Annotated in this window: 15 protein-coding genes; 6 read left to right on the top strand and 9 right to left on the bottom strand. The window is 46.0% G+C overall.

The features are described 5' to 3' along the window. Window positions 1–6: 6 nt before the first annotated feature. A complete protein-coding gene (locus AC1RR2_RS07665) occupies window positions 7–633 on the bottom strand; it encodes a PilN domain-containing protein (protein WP_493221671.1) in 627 nt (208 codons plus the stop codon). After that, complete coding sequence (locus AC1RR2_RS07660) at window positions 630–1,712, bottom strand: pilus assembly protein PilM (protein ID WP_493221670.1); 1,083 nt, start codon at window positions 1,710–1,712, stop codon at window positions 630–632. The genes AC1RR2_RS07665 and AC1RR2_RS07660 overlap by 4 nt, the downstream gene beginning before the upstream one ends. A 314-nt stretch (window positions 1,713–2,026) precedes the next feature. On the opposite strand from AC1RR2_RS07660, the gene AC1RR2_RS07655 reads away from it, so the two are divergent. Continuing rightward, window positions 2,027–4,339, top strand: a complete 2,313-nt coding sequence (locus tag AC1RR2_RS07655) for a penicillin-binding protein 1A (protein WP_493221669.1) — start codon at window positions 2,027–2,029, stop codon at window positions 4,337–4,339. A 92-nt stretch (window positions 4,340–4,431) separates the two neighbouring features. On the opposite strand, the gene cyaY is transcribed toward AC1RR2_RS07655, so the two are convergent. After that, a complete protein-coding gene (gene cyaY, locus AC1RR2_RS07650; RefSeq protein WP_493221668.1) occupies window positions 4,432–4,746 on the bottom strand; it encodes an iron donor protein CyaY in 315 nt (104 codons plus the stop codon). On the opposite strand from cyaY, the gene lptM reads away from it, so the two are divergent. Then, entirely contained in the window at window positions 4,695–5,009 is a 315-nt protein-coding gene (gene lptM / locus AC1RR2_RS07645) for an LPS translocon maturation chaperone LptM (protein WP_493221667.1), read from the top strand. The genes cyaY and lptM overlap by 52 nt on opposite strands. Window positions 5,010–5,014: 5 nt before the next feature. Here lptM and msrQ read toward each other — a convergent pair whose 3' ends face one another. The 5 genes from msrQ to AC1RR2_RS07620 all read right to left on the bottom strand — a co-directional run bounded on the left by msrQ (window position 5,015) and on the right by AC1RR2_RS07620 (window position 10,931). Then, on the bottom strand, window positions 5,015–5,629 hold the full coding sequence (gene msrQ, locus AC1RR2_RS07640) for a protein-methionine-sulfoxide reductase heme-binding subunit MsrQ (protein WP_493221666.1): 615 nt from the start codon (window positions 5,627–5,629) through the stop codon (window positions 5,015–5,017). 8 nt (window positions 5,630–5,637) lie between these two features. Continuing rightward, window positions 5,638–6,615 carry a protein-methionine-sulfoxide reductase catalytic subunit MsrP gene (msrP, locus tag AC1RR2_RS07635; RefSeq protein WP_493221665.1) on the bottom strand — a complete coding sequence of 326 codons (978 nt, stop codon included), beginning with the start codon at window positions 6,613–6,615 and terminating at the stop codon, window positions 5,638–5,640. Between the two features lie 190 nt (window positions 6,616–6,805). Continuing rightward, window positions 6,806–7,942, bottom strand: a complete 1,137-nt coding sequence (gene ccsB / locus AC1RR2_RS07630) for a c-type cytochrome biogenesis protein CcsB (RefSeq protein WP_493221664.1) — start codon at window positions 7,940–7,942, stop codon at window positions 6,806–6,808. 34 nt (window positions 7,943–7,976) lie between these two features. After that, window positions 7,977–10,148, bottom strand: coding sequence for a cytochrome c biogenesis protein ResB (locus AC1RR2_RS07625; RefSeq protein WP_493221663.1), 2,172 nt, complete (start codon window positions 10,146–10,148; stop codon window positions 7,977–7,979). 105 nt (window positions 10,149–10,253) lie between these two features. Next, complete coding sequence (locus AC1RR2_RS07620) at window positions 10,254–10,931, bottom strand: c-type cytochrome (RefSeq protein ID WP_493221662.1); 678 nt, start codon at window positions 10,929–10,931, stop codon at window positions 10,254–10,256. A 264-nt stretch (window positions 10,932–11,195) separates the two neighbouring features. Here AC1RR2_RS07620 and yihA point away from each other — a divergent pair, with 264 nt between their 5' ends. From yihA to sbcB, 4 genes are all read left to right on the top strand, one after another. After that, on the top strand, window positions 11,196–11,897 hold the full coding sequence (gene yihA / locus AC1RR2_RS07615) for a ribosome biogenesis GTP-binding protein YihA/YsxC (protein WP_493221661.1): 702 nt from the start codon (window positions 11,196–11,198) through the stop codon (window positions 11,895–11,897). Window positions 11,898–12,061: 164 nt separating this feature from the next. Then, window positions 12,062–13,066 carry a porphobilinogen synthase gene (gene hemB / locus AC1RR2_RS07610; RefSeq protein WP_493221660.1) on the top strand — a complete coding sequence of 335 codons (1,005 nt, stop codon included), beginning with the start codon at window positions 12,062–12,064 and terminating at the stop codon, window positions 13,064–13,066. Between the two features lie 35 nt (window positions 13,067–13,101). Beyond that, a complete protein-coding gene (locus AC1RR2_RS07605; protein WP_493221659.1) occupies window positions 13,102–14,250 on the top strand; it encodes a magnesium transporter CorA family protein in 1,149 nt (382 codons plus the stop codon). 46 nt (window positions 14,251–14,296) lie between these two features. Then, the gene (sbcB, locus tag AC1RR2_RS07600; protein ID WP_493221658.1) at window positions 14,297–15,736 is read left to right on the top strand and encodes an exodeoxyribonuclease I; all 1,440 of its coding nucleotides are present in this window, start codon (window positions 14,297–14,299) and stop codon (window positions 15,734–15,736) included. 77 nt (window positions 15,737–15,813) lie between these two features. Here sbcB and dsbD read toward each other — a convergent pair whose 3' ends face one another. Further along, window positions 15,814–17,535 (bottom strand): protein-disulfide reductase DsbD, encoded by a 1,722-nt coding sequence (dsbD, locus tag AC1RR2_RS07595; RefSeq protein ID WP_493221708.1) that lies wholly within the window; start codon window positions 17,533–17,535, stop codon window positions 15,814–15,816. Between the last annotated feature and the right edge of the window lie 30 nt (window positions 17,536–17,565).

Here is a 17,565-nt window from a genome sequence, read left to right as displayed (position 1 = left end):
TCTCAATTACGGTTTCTTAGTGGCTTGGCCATTAGGCTTGGGCAATGTTGCACCGCTCGCTGCAGCAGCTTCGAGTTCCCGTGGGCGACGAATACCTACATTCATATCAAATTCGATAACGCGCTTGGCATCCCTATCTTTTCCGATAATCGTGGCCTTATTTTGAATAATTTCCGGTTTCGACATCCATTGCGACGCATTCAGTTCATTCATAAAAATTCCAACGACTGCATGCGACTGCGCATATCCCTTGATCGAGATACGCTGACCATCTTGCTTAATCAAAGTTAAATAAAGCCCTTCAGGTGACAGTTTGACCAGCTCATTCATCATGAAAACCGGTTGATTTCTATCGCTTTGCAAATCCTCGACCGCTTCTTGACGTGCTTTCAGTGCATCGATTTCCTGCTTTAAGGTTGCAACTTCTTTAATTTTGTCGTCGAGCTCAAGATTTTCTTTCGTAATGAAAGCATTCCGCTCATTTTGAGCCGACACTTGAGCTTGGAAATAGAGTCCGCCTAAAATCAGGACAGCAGCACCGATCAATGCCGCGACGGCCATCAATGTATAAAATCTATTTTTGAGTTCTTTTCGCTTCTCCTCCCGATGTGGGAGCAAATTAATTTTAATCATGAAGCAAACCTCCGCATTGCCAATCCGCATGCGACCAGATATGAGGGCGCATCGTTACGCAAAGATTTTTCATTGATATTGGATCCTAAGTCCATGCCTTTAAACGGGCTGATTACAGCGGTAGATAATTTGGTCCGTTCGGCAACTATATCCACTAAACCAGGAAGCATAGAGCAGCCACCACCTAGGAAAATTTGATCAATGCGAGTGTAGGGTGTGGAAGTAAAGAAAAACTGTATCGCGCGGGTGACTTCTAATGCCGCATTTTCCAGGAAAGGCTCCAACAATTCCATTTCATAACTATCTGGCAGATCGCCTTGACGCTTCTTAGCTTCTGCTTCGTCGAAAGAAAGTCCATAGTTTCGGACGATATCTTGGGTCAACTGGTTTCCACCGAATTGCTGATCACGTTCGTAAACCACTTCACCGTTTAAAAGTATTGAGATGTAGGTTACCTTGGAACCGATTTGAAAGAGTGCGTAAATTTGATCTTGTCCACCATTCGCTTGTTGCTCGATCAATCGCTCCACTGCAGAACGCGCTGCGTAGGACTCAATATCCATGACCTTAGCTTGCAAGCCTGAAGCTTGAGCAGCTGCAACACGGTCTTCGATTTTTTCTTTGCGTGAAGCTGCCAAGAGAACATCAACATCACCTTCTGAGTTCGCACTTGGACCTATTACACAAAAATCGATGGCTACCTCATCCATGGCGAAAGGAATGTACTGACTGGCTTCTGATTCAACCTGCAACTCTAAAGCCTGCTCATTCATGTTACCAGGAAGCATCATTTTCTTTGTAATAACAGAAGAGGCAGGCATTGCCAATGCAACATTTTTAGTACTCGTCCCAGCGCGTTTAAGCACTTTCAAAATGGCTTCGGATACTTGCTCAAGATTCTCAATGTTTCCATCGACTACTGCACCTTTGGGCAAAGGTTCTGTTGCGCAACGTTCTAATTTGTAAGCCTTCTCGCCGGAACGGGAGAGCTCGACCAGTTTGATGTCAGACGTACTGATATCCAGACCCACCAAGGGCGGATTCTTCTTTCCGAGCAATGATGCGAGATCTAAAGTCAAGGATATCCCCTCAAAGAAATAATATTTTATTTACAATCGTACCAGTAATTTCAAAGATAAATTGCAAATAAAAAACAATTTAATTCATCTCAAAACTCATTTTTTCTTTTAAAAACCGCTATTTAGCAGACACTCATACTAGCTTACGTTAAATCCTAGCAACAAGGGGAGTGTAATGTAAAGCATTTTCAAGATTGAAAGCATGTTTTACGTTGTCAATTCTCCACTCGGGCCCGAAAAAGCCCTAAATGCAATTTTTATAGTTTGCCGCACAACGCTATAATGCGCGTCTGTATTCCAAATCGAAAAGTGCTATGTCATCGACTCCACCTCCAGAGACCGTAAACCTTACAGCAAGCGAAGAGAAGAAACCAAGAAGCCGGGCAATGCGTGTCTTTTTGCAAATCTTACTGATTATTGTCGGCCTGGGATTAACTGGATTACTCGTTCTGGTTTTCGCATTGACCATGGCCTATCCCAATTTGCCTGAAATTGATGCGATCACCAGCTACCGCCCTAAAATGCCACTGCGCGTTTTTTCGGCTGACAACATGTTAATTGCCGAATTTGGAGAAGAACGCCGTAATGTCGTGCACTTCGCAGAGATTCCCGACGTAATGAAAAAGGCGGTGTTGGCGATTGAAGATGATCGTTTTTACGAGCATGGTGGTGTTGACTATATTGGTATCACCCGTGCCGCACTGAATAATGTTACCAGCGGAAATAAACAGGGTGCATCAACGATCACACAACAAGTAGCGCGCAATTTTTTCCTGTCAACTGAACAGACCGTTAAACGCAAAGTGTATGAAATCTTGCTGGCGTGGAAGATAGAACAAAATCTAACCAAGAATCAGATCCTTGAAGTCTATATGAATCAGATTTATTTGGGGCAACGTGCTTATGGCTTTTCGTCTGCGGCTCAAATCTACTTTGGTAAGAGTTTGAAGGACGTTACCGCCGCAGAGGCGGCGATGTTGGCTGGACTGCCGAAAGCGCCATCGGCTTACAATCCCGTTGCCAATCCCAAACGGGCGACCGTCCGTCAGCAATATATTTTGCAAAGAATGAAACAACTTGGCTATATCACCGAAGCGCAGTATGAAGCGGCAAAGGTAGAAAAACTGCATATCAAGACTAATAGCGCCGAGTTTGGGATTCATGCTGAATACATCGCTGAAATGGCGAGACAGTTGGTGTACGAGCAATTCAAAGAAGAGACCTATACGCGCGGGTTGAATGTCTACACCACAATTACTAAAGAAGAACAAGAAACCGCTTACGCTTCCCTGCGCAAAGGCGTTATGGATTACGAACGCCGTCATGGCTATCGTGGCCCGGAAGCCATCGTCGAACTTCCAAGAAATAAAGATGCTGCCGATGAAGTGATAGAAAAAGAGTTGGCAGATCATCCTGACAGCGATGATATTCTGGCGGCAATGGTATTAGATGCAAACCCGACCATGGTACGTGCCGTGTTAGCGAACGGTGAGGAAATACAGATTACAGGCGCAGGCCTGAGTTTCGCGGCTTCCGGCTTGAAACCCAACGCGCCCGCTAATAAGCGCATACAGCGCGGTGCCGTCATTCGAGTCATGTTAGATGCGAAAAATTGGTCCATCATACAAATGCCAGAGGTCCAGTCTGCTTTCGTCGCCGCTGACACGCATGATGGCGCGATTCGCGCCTTGGTGGGCGGCTTTGACTACAACTTAAACAAATTCAATCATGTGACCCAAGCCTGGCGTCAACCCGGCTCTAGCTTTAAACCTTTCATCTACTCATCCTCTTTAGAAAAAGGTTTGTCGCCACTGACCATCATCAACGATGCCCCGATTAGTTTTGACGCGGGACAAACAGGTGGACAGGCATGGGAACCAAAAAACTATGATGGCAAATACGAAGGCCCAATGACCATGCGTAAGGGTCTGACTAAATCAAAAAATATGATTTCTATTCGTATTTTACAAAAAGTAGGTGCGAAGTATGGGCAGGAATACACCAGCCGTTTTGGCTTTCTGCCAGAAAAAAACCCACCTTACCTGACCCTGGCCTTGGGCGCCGGCGCAGTAACTCCGCTTCAAATGGCAGGGGCTTATGCGGTTTTTGCCAATGGTGGCTATAAAATCAATCCTTATCTGATCAGCAAAATTACCGATACGACAGGCAAAGTACTTGCTCAGGCGAAGCCGGATACGGCGGCAGACGAAAATAACCGCGTCATTGATGAACGTAACGCCTTCCTGATGGATAGTATGCTGCGTGATGTGGTGCGCTTCGGTACTGCTACCAAGGCCTTAGTACTAAAACGGCCAGACATTGCAGGCAAAACAGGCACGACAAATGATTCGATTGACGCCTGGTTCGCTGGCTATCAGGCTAAGATTGTTGGCGTTGCCTGGATAGGCTATGACCAGCCACGCAATTTAGGCAACCGGGAAACCGGTGGCGGTCTGGCACTTCCGATATGGATAGGCTACATGCAACGTGCGCTACGTGATATTCCAATTATGGAGCGCCCTGTACCAAACGGTATTATCCAGGCGGAAGGCGACTATTTCTATATGGAGAACCCGCCCGGATCAGCGCTGCGCAATTTGAATTCGGAAGAAGTCATCGTGGAATAGAAACTAAAGCGAACTGGATAACTGAAAGCAAAAAGGCGAGATATTCTCTCGCCTTTTTTATTGTTCAGCCTCGACACTCTGGAGAACTGGAATCACAACTTACTTTGCGCTTCTGCGCTGCTGCGTAGAGTCGCGAATAGTTCAGAACTATCACGGGTGTTGCGCCAAAATACACCGTCATATTTGTAGTGAAAACCACCGGCACGTGCGGCTACCCACATCTCCTGCATAGGCGCCTGACTATTCACAATAATTTTAGAACCATTCTCGACAAACTCGATTTCCAATACATTGCCACTGCGCTTGCAATCAACATCCCAAACATCGCTTTCAAAGGCCTGTTCAAACATGTCTTGTGCTTGTTGCAGACAAGTATCCGCCAGTGATAAAAATTCTGATTCCGTCATGTTACACTCCTGCTTTCATTGATATTCTACTTCTGCCATTTCTTCAAGCAGCATTCTATACGGGTTCTTCAATTTTGAATAAACGCACTCATACAAACATAAAAGTCCTGTTACTGTCAGGACTGATATTTTCTAGTAATCTTCTCTTGAGCGCATGCGGTCAAAAAGGTCCTTTGTATATGCCGGAGAAAAAAACGGCTGCGCCAGTCACCGTCGCTACGCCGGCAAACACAATGAATACAGCCGATAGCTCAAAAAAATAATCGCGCTATTTTTTGAGCGCTGGTTGAAGACGCCAATACAAGCGCATACCAAGTAAGGCGCTTACCAAAACCGCAAAGAGCAAAGGTTGCAGCAACAAATTTTTGCCCGCTTTCATCCAAAAATAGTGCAGCACGCCAAGCGGCACAATCACATAGACCAATCTATGTAGTAATTGCCATTGCTTGCCACCAAGACGCCTAATCATGGCGTTATTGCTAGTGATCGCCAATGGCAGCAGTAACACAAAAGCTATGAATCCCACCGTAATAAATGGACGCTTTATGAGGTCGCGCCACATATCACCAAGATCAAAAAAATGATCAAACCACAGGAAGGTGAGGAAATGTAGGGACGCATAGAAAAAGCTAAACAAACCCAGCATGCGCCGCAGCCGTATCAACCAATGCCATTGCAATAATTTGCGCAATGGCGTCAAAGACAAAGTTATACACAAAAAATACAGAGTCCAGTCACCCGTATTACGCGTAATGAACTCCAATGGATTAGCGCCCAAATCTTCGCGATACACCGCAAAAACAAGGCGAAAAAAAGGTAGTCCGGCCAATATAAAGACGACAATTTTAAGCAGTTGCAACTGACGATTAATTAAAGACTTCATGCCTGACCTTAATAAAATTTTCTCAAATCCATGCCAGCATACAAGCTGGCAACTTCGCTATAGCCATTAAACATCAAGGTCTTGCGCTTACGCGTTAAGAAGCCATCTTCCCCAATACGACGCTCAGATCCTTGCGACCAACGCGGATGATCGACTTCAGGATTCACATTCGAATAAAAGCCATATTCATCGGGGGCAGATACGTTCCAGGAAGTACGTGGCTGGTCTTTGGTTAAGCGAATTTTGACAATAGATTTTGCCGACTTAAACCCATATTTCCAAGGCACGGTCAAACGTACAGGCGCACCATTTTGGTTTGGCAAAACTTCGCCGTACATGCCCAAGGTGAGTAATGTCAGCGGATGCATCGCTTCATCCATGCGCAGTCCTTCGGTATAAGGCCATTGCAAAACGGGGCGATTCACGCCAGGCATCTGACGTTTATCAGCAAGCGAAATGAACTCTACATAACGAGCATTACTGGTAGGCTCCACTTTCTTCAACAAATTCGATAAGGAATAACCTATCCAAGGTATCACCATAGACCAACCTTCGACACATCGCAGCCTATACACACGTTCCTCAAGAGGTGCCAACTTCAACAAACTATCAAGATCGAACGTAATCGCCTTTTTGACTTCTCCCTCTATTGTCACGGTCCATGGACGTGTTTTTAAACTGCCCGCGGTTTCTGCAGGATCCGACTTATCCGTTCCAAATTCATAAAAATTATTATAGGTCGTCGCGTCTTTGTAAGCAGTTTTCTTATCAAGACTGACATAAGCAGGATTGCTTACTGCCACCAATTTAGCCCCCGAACTTTGCGCAAAGGCTTGGCGTTGCGCCATTTCCAATAAGGATGCACTGGCTATCGAACCAAGGGCTATTTGACGGATAAAGTCACGACGCGAATCGAACATTTCACGCGGGGTAATCTCTGAGGCTGCTGGTGGATGATCACCAAATACTTGGAACGGCGTGCGCATATTGACTCCTGGTTAGTGAAACTGGCGAGAACTGAATTGCTCTAGTTTGTCATAAGTCGCGACTGCGCGTTGGAACCTTACAAAATAGAAAAAGTTTCCGCTGCTTCATAATTTCTCGGGACAAAAAAGCGGCATTGATAATCGCTATCAATGCCGCTTTTTCAGAATTCAAAACTAGCTTGGTTTTACTTTACAGCGCACCGTAAGAATGCAAACCAGACAGGAACATATTCACACCTAAGAAAGCAAACGTTGTAACCAGCAAACCAATCACAGCCCACCAGGCGGCGACTTGTCCCCGTAAGCCTTTCATCAGACGCATGTGCAACCAAGCGGCGTAATTGAGCCAGACGATTAGTGCCCAGGTTTCTTTCGGATCCCATGACCAATAACCGCCCCACGCTTCGGCCGCCCACAAAGCACCTAGGATAGTCGCAATCGTGAAAAAGGCGAAACCAACCGCAATCGCTTTGTACATCACATCATCTAATACTTCCAAACTTGGTAACCTGTCGTTCAACATGCCTTTTGCTTTGAACAAATAAGCGATTCCGACCATTGCTGCTAAGGAAAAAGTACCATAGCCTATGAAGTTGGCAGGCACATGAATCTTCATCCACCAACTTTGCAGTGCGGGCACAAGAGGTTGAATGTCTGCCGCATCACGACTGACCGTGTACCACAATAAGAAAGCAACTGCGGCGGAGATCACTAACATGACAAACGCACCTAACTGTCGGGTGCCATAACTGCCTTCATAGTACAGATAAAATAAAGCGGTAATCATGGAAAACAGAATGAATACTTCGTACAAATTAGATACAGGAATATGTCCAACGTCTGCACCAATTAAATACGACTCATACCACCGTACCAACAAGCCCGTAAAACCCATCACTACAGCTGCCCAACATAAAGCTGAGCCAACCGAAGAACCAAAGTCAGAACGCGCAATTAAGCCCCCCCAGTAAAATAGCGTCGATAGGAAAAAGAAAGTACTCATCCACAAAATCGCCGATTGACTAGAGAACAAATACTTTAGAAAGAATCGCTTGTTCGCGGCATCCAAAGATCCACCGTACTGAGAAATAGCAAATAATGACAACAGCGCGAGAACTATCATTAACAGGCGCATTGGCTTCCAATTCCAGCCCAACCATGCAAAAGTCGGCGCGCTAAACAGCAAGATCGCTTTTTCGTAGCCATCCATGTAGCTGCCATAGCGGCTCATCGCATACATAGAGCCCATAGAAAGCAGTACCGCATATAACCAGTCGAAAATCGACAGACGCTTAAAATAACTTTGGTGAGTTAGACTCGTTTCCATTGCAGTTTCCATAATAATAAATTCCTGTCACACTTTAAGCTGGGGTCTCAAACTGAGTTTTGACTGTGGCATCGGGCTTCAACGCAGACACACCCAATTGCACCTTTAACTGTTCAAATTCTTTTTCAAAATCCAATGTTTTACGTTGGGAGCTCAATGCCATCAACACGGTAGCTTGCTGACCATCATGTTTAATCCATAACCACAAACGTCGCTCGCGGATATAGAACATCGAAAACACGCCTATGACTAAAAATAAGCATCCAAGATACACGACATTTTGCCCTGGTGCCCGCGTCACTTGAAACACCGATGCCTTAATCTCTTCGAAGCCAGTCATTTCTAAATAAACTGGCGCGCCATAGAAGAAAGCGTCGGACATGGCCGAGGTCGCCAACTGCAAAAATACGGCTCTTTTTTCATCCAATTCCAAGGTCGGCAAACCATCTTTTTGGCGAGCCAATTGCCACAAATCCCACATACTGCCGTTCAAGATTTTCATAAATACATCGGCGGCTTTGCCTTGCTCTGCACTTGGGATGTTTTCTAAGAATCCGGCAATCGCGGTGTATCCGGCCAACTTAGGCGCGACACCCTCCCCGGCAAAAATACTCAAACCTTTTTTAGCAGATGCTGCCAGTTGCACTTGCATATTTTGTCCACTGCTTGCAGGCAAAGCACGTTTGGCATACACCTCTGCGGCTCGGGCACGCAAGTCAGGATCGGCCAACGCCGCTCGCAATCGCATCCATTCTTCCATACTGTCATTGTCATCTGCCGGGATTCTCAAATAACGGAAAGCCTCATTCGGAGAATCACGGGTGCCCGCTAAAAATACCCAACGTCCTTCCAATTGCACAGGCACCATATAGTTATGGAATTCCCGCGCCTGACCATTCTTGTCACGCAATTTGTATTGCATACTAGGGCCGACATTTTTAAGATCCTTATTATTCGCATTTTTGCCAGCGGATCCAGAATGTTTATCGAGATCAGAACGCAGTTTTTGGGCGAAATTTTCGTTAGGATTGACCGCTCGTAAATCCTGCCCATCACGTACCATGTTCTCAACATTGAATGGACGGAAACCGGTCCACTCTATCGTAAATTCACCACGGTCAGCCGTCTGTTGTGCCGTCAATAAAGTTGCACCGCCTATGGTCGCATCCAAATCAAATGTAGTATTAACACTGCCCTGCATAGGATGTGCTTTGATCTTCAAACGGCTACCACCATCATCGAAACTAGATTGAAATACCGCGATGCCTTTATAGACCAAAGGGTGATTCACTTTGATCGTCGCTGGGAAACTTTTGCCCGTTTCATGATCCTTAATCACTACCTCGCTGGCGAATAATTTCGGCATACCTGTGGAGTAGAAATCGATATTAAATTTTTTCAATTCAATCGTGAATGGCAGGTCTTGTAGAAGTACGCCTTTGGAGCGTGGGATCACCGCCGTATTACCGCTCATACCTTCTGGAATTGCGATATTGCCTCGGAAAGTTGGATTCGACAACGAGAGTTTGTGCTGTTCTGGGATCTGCGAGATGAGTACGCCACTGCCCTCAAAAGGCACTTTGCCACCAAACCAAGTTTGAAAACGAATTGCTAAATCTGAATCTAACAGCCCGCCGATGCAAATCACCACGATGGCAGCGTGAGCGAAAATATAGCCCCATTTGTTGCCCGCACCTTGCTTTGCAGCGATCAATGTGGCCTGATCTTTTTGTACTACTTTGGCTTGATATCCGAGTCGTTTAATCTGCCCAGAAAGTTGCCTGACCACTTCATCAGTTGAATAAGTACTATGCCATTCCGCTTTGTGATGAAAATTGCGTAAGGATTGTTCACGGACATTTTCACGCCAACTGCGCATATCCTTTAGCATTTTTGGCGCGTTGCGGATCAAACACAAACTGGTCGAAAGGACCAAGAAACCCATAATGGTGAGAAACCACCATGCCGAATATAAAGAATACAAACTCAAATGCTGAAATACTTCAAACCAGAACGGACCAAATTGATTCACATAATTGGGTAAAGGCTCATTCTGTTTAAGCACGGTACCAATAATGGAAGAAATCGCAATAATCGTCAGCAAACTAATTGCAAAACGCATAGACGACAACAGCTCTACCGTATTAGCCAACCAGACGCGCTGTGTCTTGATTTCTATTCCAGATGTATTTGATTCAATTTCCATACAATTCCAAAAGCAAAAAGGGGATGGCCTGCGCCACCCCCTCCGTTAATCTTCTTATTGACTATGAATTATCGACTGCGAATTCTTAACTGAAAAAGGCAGAAATTATTTCAAGCCAGCAATGTAATCAGACACCGCTTTAATCTCATCATCCGACATACGTTTTGCCAATGTCACCATTTGTGGACTGTTTTTACGCACACCCGTGCGGAATGCCGTTAACTGCGCAATCGTGTAATCCTGATGTTGACCTGCAATGCGTGGGAATTGTGCAGGGATGCCAGCGCCGTTCGGGCTATGACAGCCAGCACAAGCTGCCACATTTTTCTCGGCGATACCAGCGCGATAGATTGTCTGACCCAAATTCACAATGTCCTTATTTTTTGCTGCACCCGCTTTTGGTTTTTGTGTTGCCAAGAAAGCTGCAACATTTTTCATATCTTCCGCAGTCATCAATTTAGCAAACGTTGTCATGACGGCATTATTACGTGCTGGCGTCGTGAAATCGGTTAATTGCTTTACCAGATAAGCTTCGTGCTGACCGGATAACTTTGGATTCACACTGATCGTTGAATTACCTGCTGCACCATGACAAGAAACGCAAGCAACGATTCCGCGTGCGGCGTCGCCATTGGTGTAAAGTGCATCGCCTTTAGCAGGATCTGCTTTTGCTGGCTTAGCTGCGTGTGCAGTTTCATTCGCGGAGGCAACAGAAACAAGAGAAGATGCCGCTAAAGCAAGAATGCTGAGGGACTTAGAAAATGATAAAAATGCACGATTCATTCAAACACCTTGAGACTAAAAATTGGAAATCGGTTCTTTGGAAGCGCTAGGGGAAGCCAAAAGCATACGGAACCTACAATGTGTCATGAAGCCCACGTAGCTAACCCCTTATTGTACAATAGCTTTAGTGGAAATGTTGAGCTATTCCAAGTCAATTGACGCTAGGAAACCTCACTTTTCAGGGGGAAACATAGCCGTTTTGCCCCGATTTTCGCATTTTTTGCATACTTTTTATGCCCTATTCCTTTTGATTGGCCCCCATCTATGTCTATCCTATGGCAAGCTCGGTTCTTTACTACCGTCAACCATTTACGCAATTTGCCGACTTTACAGGTGCCGGAAGTGGCATTTGCCGGCCGCTCAAATGCAGGTAAGTCCACCGCCATCAATATTTTGTGCAACCAGAAGAAACTCTGTTTCGCCTCCAAAACACCAGGTCGAACTCAGCACATTAATTTTTTCTCTATCGGCGGAGCTCATGTAGGACAACATCGTAAAGATGAAACACGCCAAGATGAAATCCGTGCCTTGTTGGTTGACTTACCTGGCTATGGTTATGCTGAAGTTCCCGGTGCAGCAAAAAATCATTGGAATATTTTGCTCGGCAACTATGTGCAGACACGCGACCAATTGTCAGCCTTGATTCTAATTATGGATTCGCGTCGTCCGTTTACTGATCTAGATAAACAAATGTTAGAGTGGTTCGCACCTACTGGTCGCCCGGTTCACTGCTTACTCACTAAAGCAGATAAATTGAATCGCAATGACGCCACCAATGCTTTACGTTTGGCGCAAAATATTCTTGCTAGCTACACCGATAAAGATGGGGTCCCGTATCCCTACACTGCACAATTATTTTCAGCATTAAACCGCACAGGGATAGAAGAAGCCGATGCAAAAATTCGTGAATTGACCGGGCTAGATCAAGCGCCAGAACTCACCGACGCCACATCTGATTTCGAATAAAAAAAAGACCCCGACACTTTGTGGTATCGGGGCAAAAAAAACGCCAATCGAATGGGAACAAATGGCGCCCCGCTTAGGGAGGACCAGCGGTAAGCGTAATGCCTGCTACTAAGAGTTAAATTCGTAAGAAAAGTTTCATCAACCTCGATAATTTTTTTATTGCCATGTCCAATACACTCACCGCACAATTTCCTCACATCCGCATGCGCCGCATGCGCCGCGATGCTTTCTCTCGCAATCTCATGCGCGAAAATCATGTCACTGCGTCCGACTTAATTTATCCGGTATTTCTGATTGAGGGAGAAAACAAAGTCGAAGTGGTCGCTTCCATGCCGGGTGTGGCACGCTTGTCTTTGGATAAATTACTAGACGTCGCTGATGATTGCGTGCAGCTAGGAATTCCGGTGTTGGCACTTTTCCCTTCTATCGATAATGCGTTAAAGACAGAAGACGGCGTTGAGGCAACCAATCCTGAAGGCTTAATTCCACGTGCCATTCGCGCTTTGAAAGCGCGTTGTCCAGAGCTAGGCATTTTGACCGATATCGCGTTAGATCCTTACACTAGTCACGGTCAAGATGGCTTGATCAATGAAGACGGCTACGTGCTCAATGATGAGACGACCGCAATGTTGGTAAGACAAGCCTTGACGCATGCAGAGGCCGGTGCTGACGTGGTAGCGCCTAGCGACATGATGGACGGACGCATCGGTGCGATTCGCGCGGCATTGGAAAGTAATGGATTTATTCACACGCGCATCATGGCCTATTCAGCTAAATACGCGTCGGCTTTTTATGGCCCTTTCCGTGATGCTGTTGGCTCAGCGGGCAATTTGGGCAAGAGTAATAAAGCGAATTACCAAATGGATCCAGCTAACAGCAATGAAGCCTTGCGCGAAGTTGCTTTAGATTTGGCTGAAGGCGCAGACATGGTGATGGTCAAACCTGGTATGCCCTACCTCGACATCGTGCGCCGCGTCAAAGATGAATTCAAAGTGCCCACCTTCGCTTATCAAGTCAGTGGTGAATATGCGATGATCAAAGCAGCCGCGCAAAATGGCTGGCTCGATCATGACAAGACGATGATGGAAGCGATACTTGCATTCAAACGTGCCGGCGCGGATGGCATATTGACTTACTTCGCGCGCGACATTGCGCGTTTGTTAAAATAAATCAGCGTACAATTGAATGGCTTAGTTTGTAAAACATGGATATTTTTTTCATCAGCGAAACCCAGGTCACACTCAATGCACAAGCTGACGCCCATGACCACGGTCTGATTGGCGATGGTGAAAACGATCAAGTTGATGAAGCATCAGGTTTCCTATGGATCGATTGCACGCACGAGGAAGTTGCTTGTGAAACCGATGCTTGGCGCGATCAGATTGAAAGATTAACCAACATACGTGTCTATGATTTACATCTAAAAGATATCTGCAATCTAAGCCATCCATCCTACTTTGATGCCACGCAAGATTACGAATTAGTCGTCTTTCAAAAATTGGCCTTAAATGGTGAAAATGGCGAGACGAATCCCACCGTCGACATAAACAAAAAGAAAATCCCGGCTGCTTTGCATCGACTGCAAACGCAACCGGTCTCTTTTCTTTTAGTCGGTAATACTTTAATCACGATCCGTGCTGCACAAAGCCGCACCATAGAAGGAATGCGCGCACGCCTGCTCAGCTACAAACCAAAAGACAGCAATAATCTTAGCAGTCGCTTGCCATCATCGCCCGAAGATTTAATGCTGCGCTTACTCAATCTGATGGTCGATCAGTACCTCGATTTGCGCCAACCCTTGACCAATCAATTAGATCGCTGGCAGCACGCTTTATTAGACCCTCGCAAGCCCTTTAATAACTGGGTTGCCCTGCTCGATTCACGCGTTGAATTACGCAAGCTCGAACATCTTTGCGAAGAGCAGTACGACGCCATACAAGAATTGCGCGATCATTTTGTAGATACCTATGATGCCAAAGGTGGCGAGCTAAGTCGCGCGAAAGATTTGCTACTTGTCCGCACCAATGATGTAATGGAACATATCAATCGCGTCTTAAATCACACGCGCAGATTAGAAGCGTCTTTAGAATCTTCGGTGCAAATTCATTTCGCCGCGGTCGCCCACAAAACCAGTGAAACCATGCGACTCTTGACCGTTATTACTGCACTATTCATGCCCCTAACCTTGATCACCGGCATCTTCGGAATGAACTTCGCGAAAATGCCATGGATTAATAACGACACCGGATTTAAGTGGACCATAGGCTTGATGGGACTATCAGTCTTATTGTTCCTGATTGTCTTAGGGGTGCAAAGCTACATCGGCAATCGCAGTCAACGCGCGGATCGCTGATTTTTTCAAGTTCAAGCTTTATTCAATCTCACCTAAATCTACTGGCATGCATACACATAGTTTTCTCTGGCACGATTACGAAACCTTTGGCGCACAAGCCAGACGCGATAGACCAGCCCAATTTGCAGCCATTCGTACTGATGCAGACTTGAATGAAATCGGCGAGCCTATTAATATTTTTTGCAAACCTGCAAATGATTTTTTACCCGATCCGCAATCTTGCCTGATCACGCACATCACACCGCAGCAATGTCTGGAACAGGGCATCCCTGAACATGAATTTGCAGCACAAGTTGAACGCGCATTGGCGACCACGGGCACCATAGGCGTGGGCTATAACACCATCCGTTTTGATGATGAAATTACGCGCTTTATGTTCTGGCGCAATCTGATTGATCCCTATGCGCGTGAGTGGCAAAATCAATGCGGACGTTGGGATATTATGGACATGGTGCGCACCACGTATGCGCTGCGTCCTGAAGGTATTTGCTGGCCTTTAAATGATGAGGGAAAACCCAGCTTTCGTCTAGAGCATTTGACGGCAGCAAATGGCATTTCGCATACCGCGGCGCATGATGCATTATCCGACGTACGCGCCACGGTAGCCTTAGCAAAACTGATCAAAGACAAGCAACCTAAACTCTTTGAGTTTTGTTTTGCCCTACATAAGAAAGATAGGGTTGCGACTGAGATCGGATTGCCCTTGCTCGGAAAACCGTTTCTACACGTCTCCGGTATGTTCAGCACAGAGCGAGGTTGCCTTGCAGTGATGTGGCCTTTAGCGATACACCCGACGAATAAAAATGAAGTGATCGCTTGGGACTTGCAATTTGATCCTAGCGAATTACAGCATTTGGATATCGCCACGATACAGCAACGCATGTTCAGTAAAACGGCGGATTTACCGGAGGGCGTATCACGTTTGCCGGTGAAGAGCATACATCTGAACAAATCGCCTATCGTGATTGGCAATCTAAAAACGCTAAGCAGTGAAATGGCGATGCGCTGGAACATCGATATGCAGCAAGTGATGGCACATGCTGAGACTGCACAAAACATGCAGACGAGTCTCAACTCGAAATTATGGGAGCAAGTCTATGCGCGCCCTGGTTTTGAAGCAGTCGATGTCGATGAAGATTTATATGGCGGCTTCATCAGCGGTGCAGATAGAAAAGTATTGAATGATTTGCGCCAGATGAATCCACAGCAATTGGCAAACGCGCATCCGCATTTTAACGATCAACGCTTAAGCGAATTATTGTTCCGTTACCGCGCGCGCAACTTCCCTGAATCACTCAACGCTGACGAGCTGGCAAATTGGGAAGAACATCGCGTAGCACGACTATTAGATGGCCAAGCGAATGCGCGCACTGTCGATATGTATTTCAATGAGATTGATCAATTATCTGAATCTGCTGATGAAGGTGCCGAAGAAATTCTTGGTGCACTTTATGATTATGCCGAGTTGGTTGTGCCGGTTCGGTAAAGTCTATAAAAAAACTGGCAAGGTCCGAAACCACGCCAGCTTTTTTTAGCGTCGATCAATCTCAAACGATTATCGCATCATTTTAATTTCTGCAACGAGCTCAAAAATTTGTCTGCGTTTTGGTAACCAATCACGCGCGTATCTGAAATTTCTTTTCCATCAGATCCAAAGAAAATTATTCCTGGCGGGCCGAATAAGCCGAAGCGTTTCAATAGCGCTTTATCGTCCGCATTATTTGCAGTGACATCTACTTGCAACAACAAAATCTGGTCCAATTGCGCTTTCACTTTGGGTTCGACGAAGGTCAGTTTCTCCATTTCCTTACACGATACGCACCAGTCTGCATAAAAATCTAACATCGCAATCTTATCTTTGGACTGCGCCAATACGGCATCCAATTCCGCAGACGATTTGATACGTTGAAACTGCACATGCTGCACCTTACCAATAAGGTGCGCGATCGGCGCTAATGCATCACGACCACCTGTCACAACACCAAGCAATTGTGTGCCGCCCGCCAAGACACAAAGGATGGCAACCAATTTGGAAAACAGTTTGCCTTGATAGAATGCCAACTGATAAATCCCGTATCCCAACAGCAAAATTGCCCATGCACTCATCTGCACCACAGGTGGAAAAACAGGTGACACCATCCAGATCGCCATCGCCAACATCAATACACCGAAGAAGCGCTTGATCTGCTCCATCCAAACTCCGGCACGTGGCAATAAACTACCTGCAGATATGCCAACCAGCAGTAAAGGAACACCCATACCTATCGCCAGAGAAAATAAAGCGGTTCCACCTACCACCACATTCTTGGTTTGACTGATGTAGACCAAAGCACCAGCCAAAGGCGCGGCAACACAAGGACCCACGATCAATGCAGAGATCGCTCCCATCAAAAACACACCTGCCATTTTTCCATTACGCTGACCTTCAGAAAAATAGGTCAGACGCGTTTGTATCGCTGCTGGCATTTGCAATTGATAGACACCGAACATTGAAAGTGACAAAGCGATCATCAAAAGCGCAAACGCCGACAACACCCAAGGGTTTTGCAAAGCCGCCGATAAGCCTTCGCCCAATAGGCCGGCAGCGACTCCCAAACTGGTGTACACCAATGCCATTCCTAGCACATAACTCAAAGACAGAAAGAAGCCGCGACTACGCTTTACTGCAGCACCTTCACCAACAATAATAAATGAGAGGATAGGTACCATAGGCAACACGCAAGGCGTTAGAGATAAACCCAGACCTAGCACTAAAAATAAAGGAATGATCAAACTCAAACGCCCACTTTTCAAAGCGTCAGCGATACTCGATTGCTCGCCGCTATCTTGTGTAGTCTGTGGTGTTGCAACGGATGTCGCACCTACATTACTCGCCACGTCAGCCAATGTCACGGGTAAAGTCAGTTCCATAGGCGGATAACATAGACCCGCTTCTGCACAGCCTTGCAACTCCAATTTCAGTTGAAAATCAGCCGCAGCCTTTACAGGAATCAGCACCACTAGTTCGTGATGGTAAGTTTCCACGTCCTTCTGAAAAGTTTCATCGAATTTGATTTTGCCGGCGGGGAGTTGAAACGTACCCAACTCCGCAACTTGCGCCGCAAACTTTAAACGTTCACGATAGAGATAGTAGCCATCCGCGATGGTGTAAGTAATGCGCACCTGATCGGCACTTGTCATCTGTGCCTTGACCTGAAACGCCTTTTCCGGCTCAAGGAAGTCTTCCGCCTTGGCTATTGATGTGCATAGCAGCAGAATACTCAAAAACCCTGCCAGCAGCCTCATAATGGAATTAACAGGGAAGAATGCAAGCAA

The sequence above is a fragment of the Undibacterium sp. GW821-FHT11H02 genome, assembly GCF_058808015.1.
This window is presented reverse-complemented; position numbering and strand designations above follow the sequence as displayed.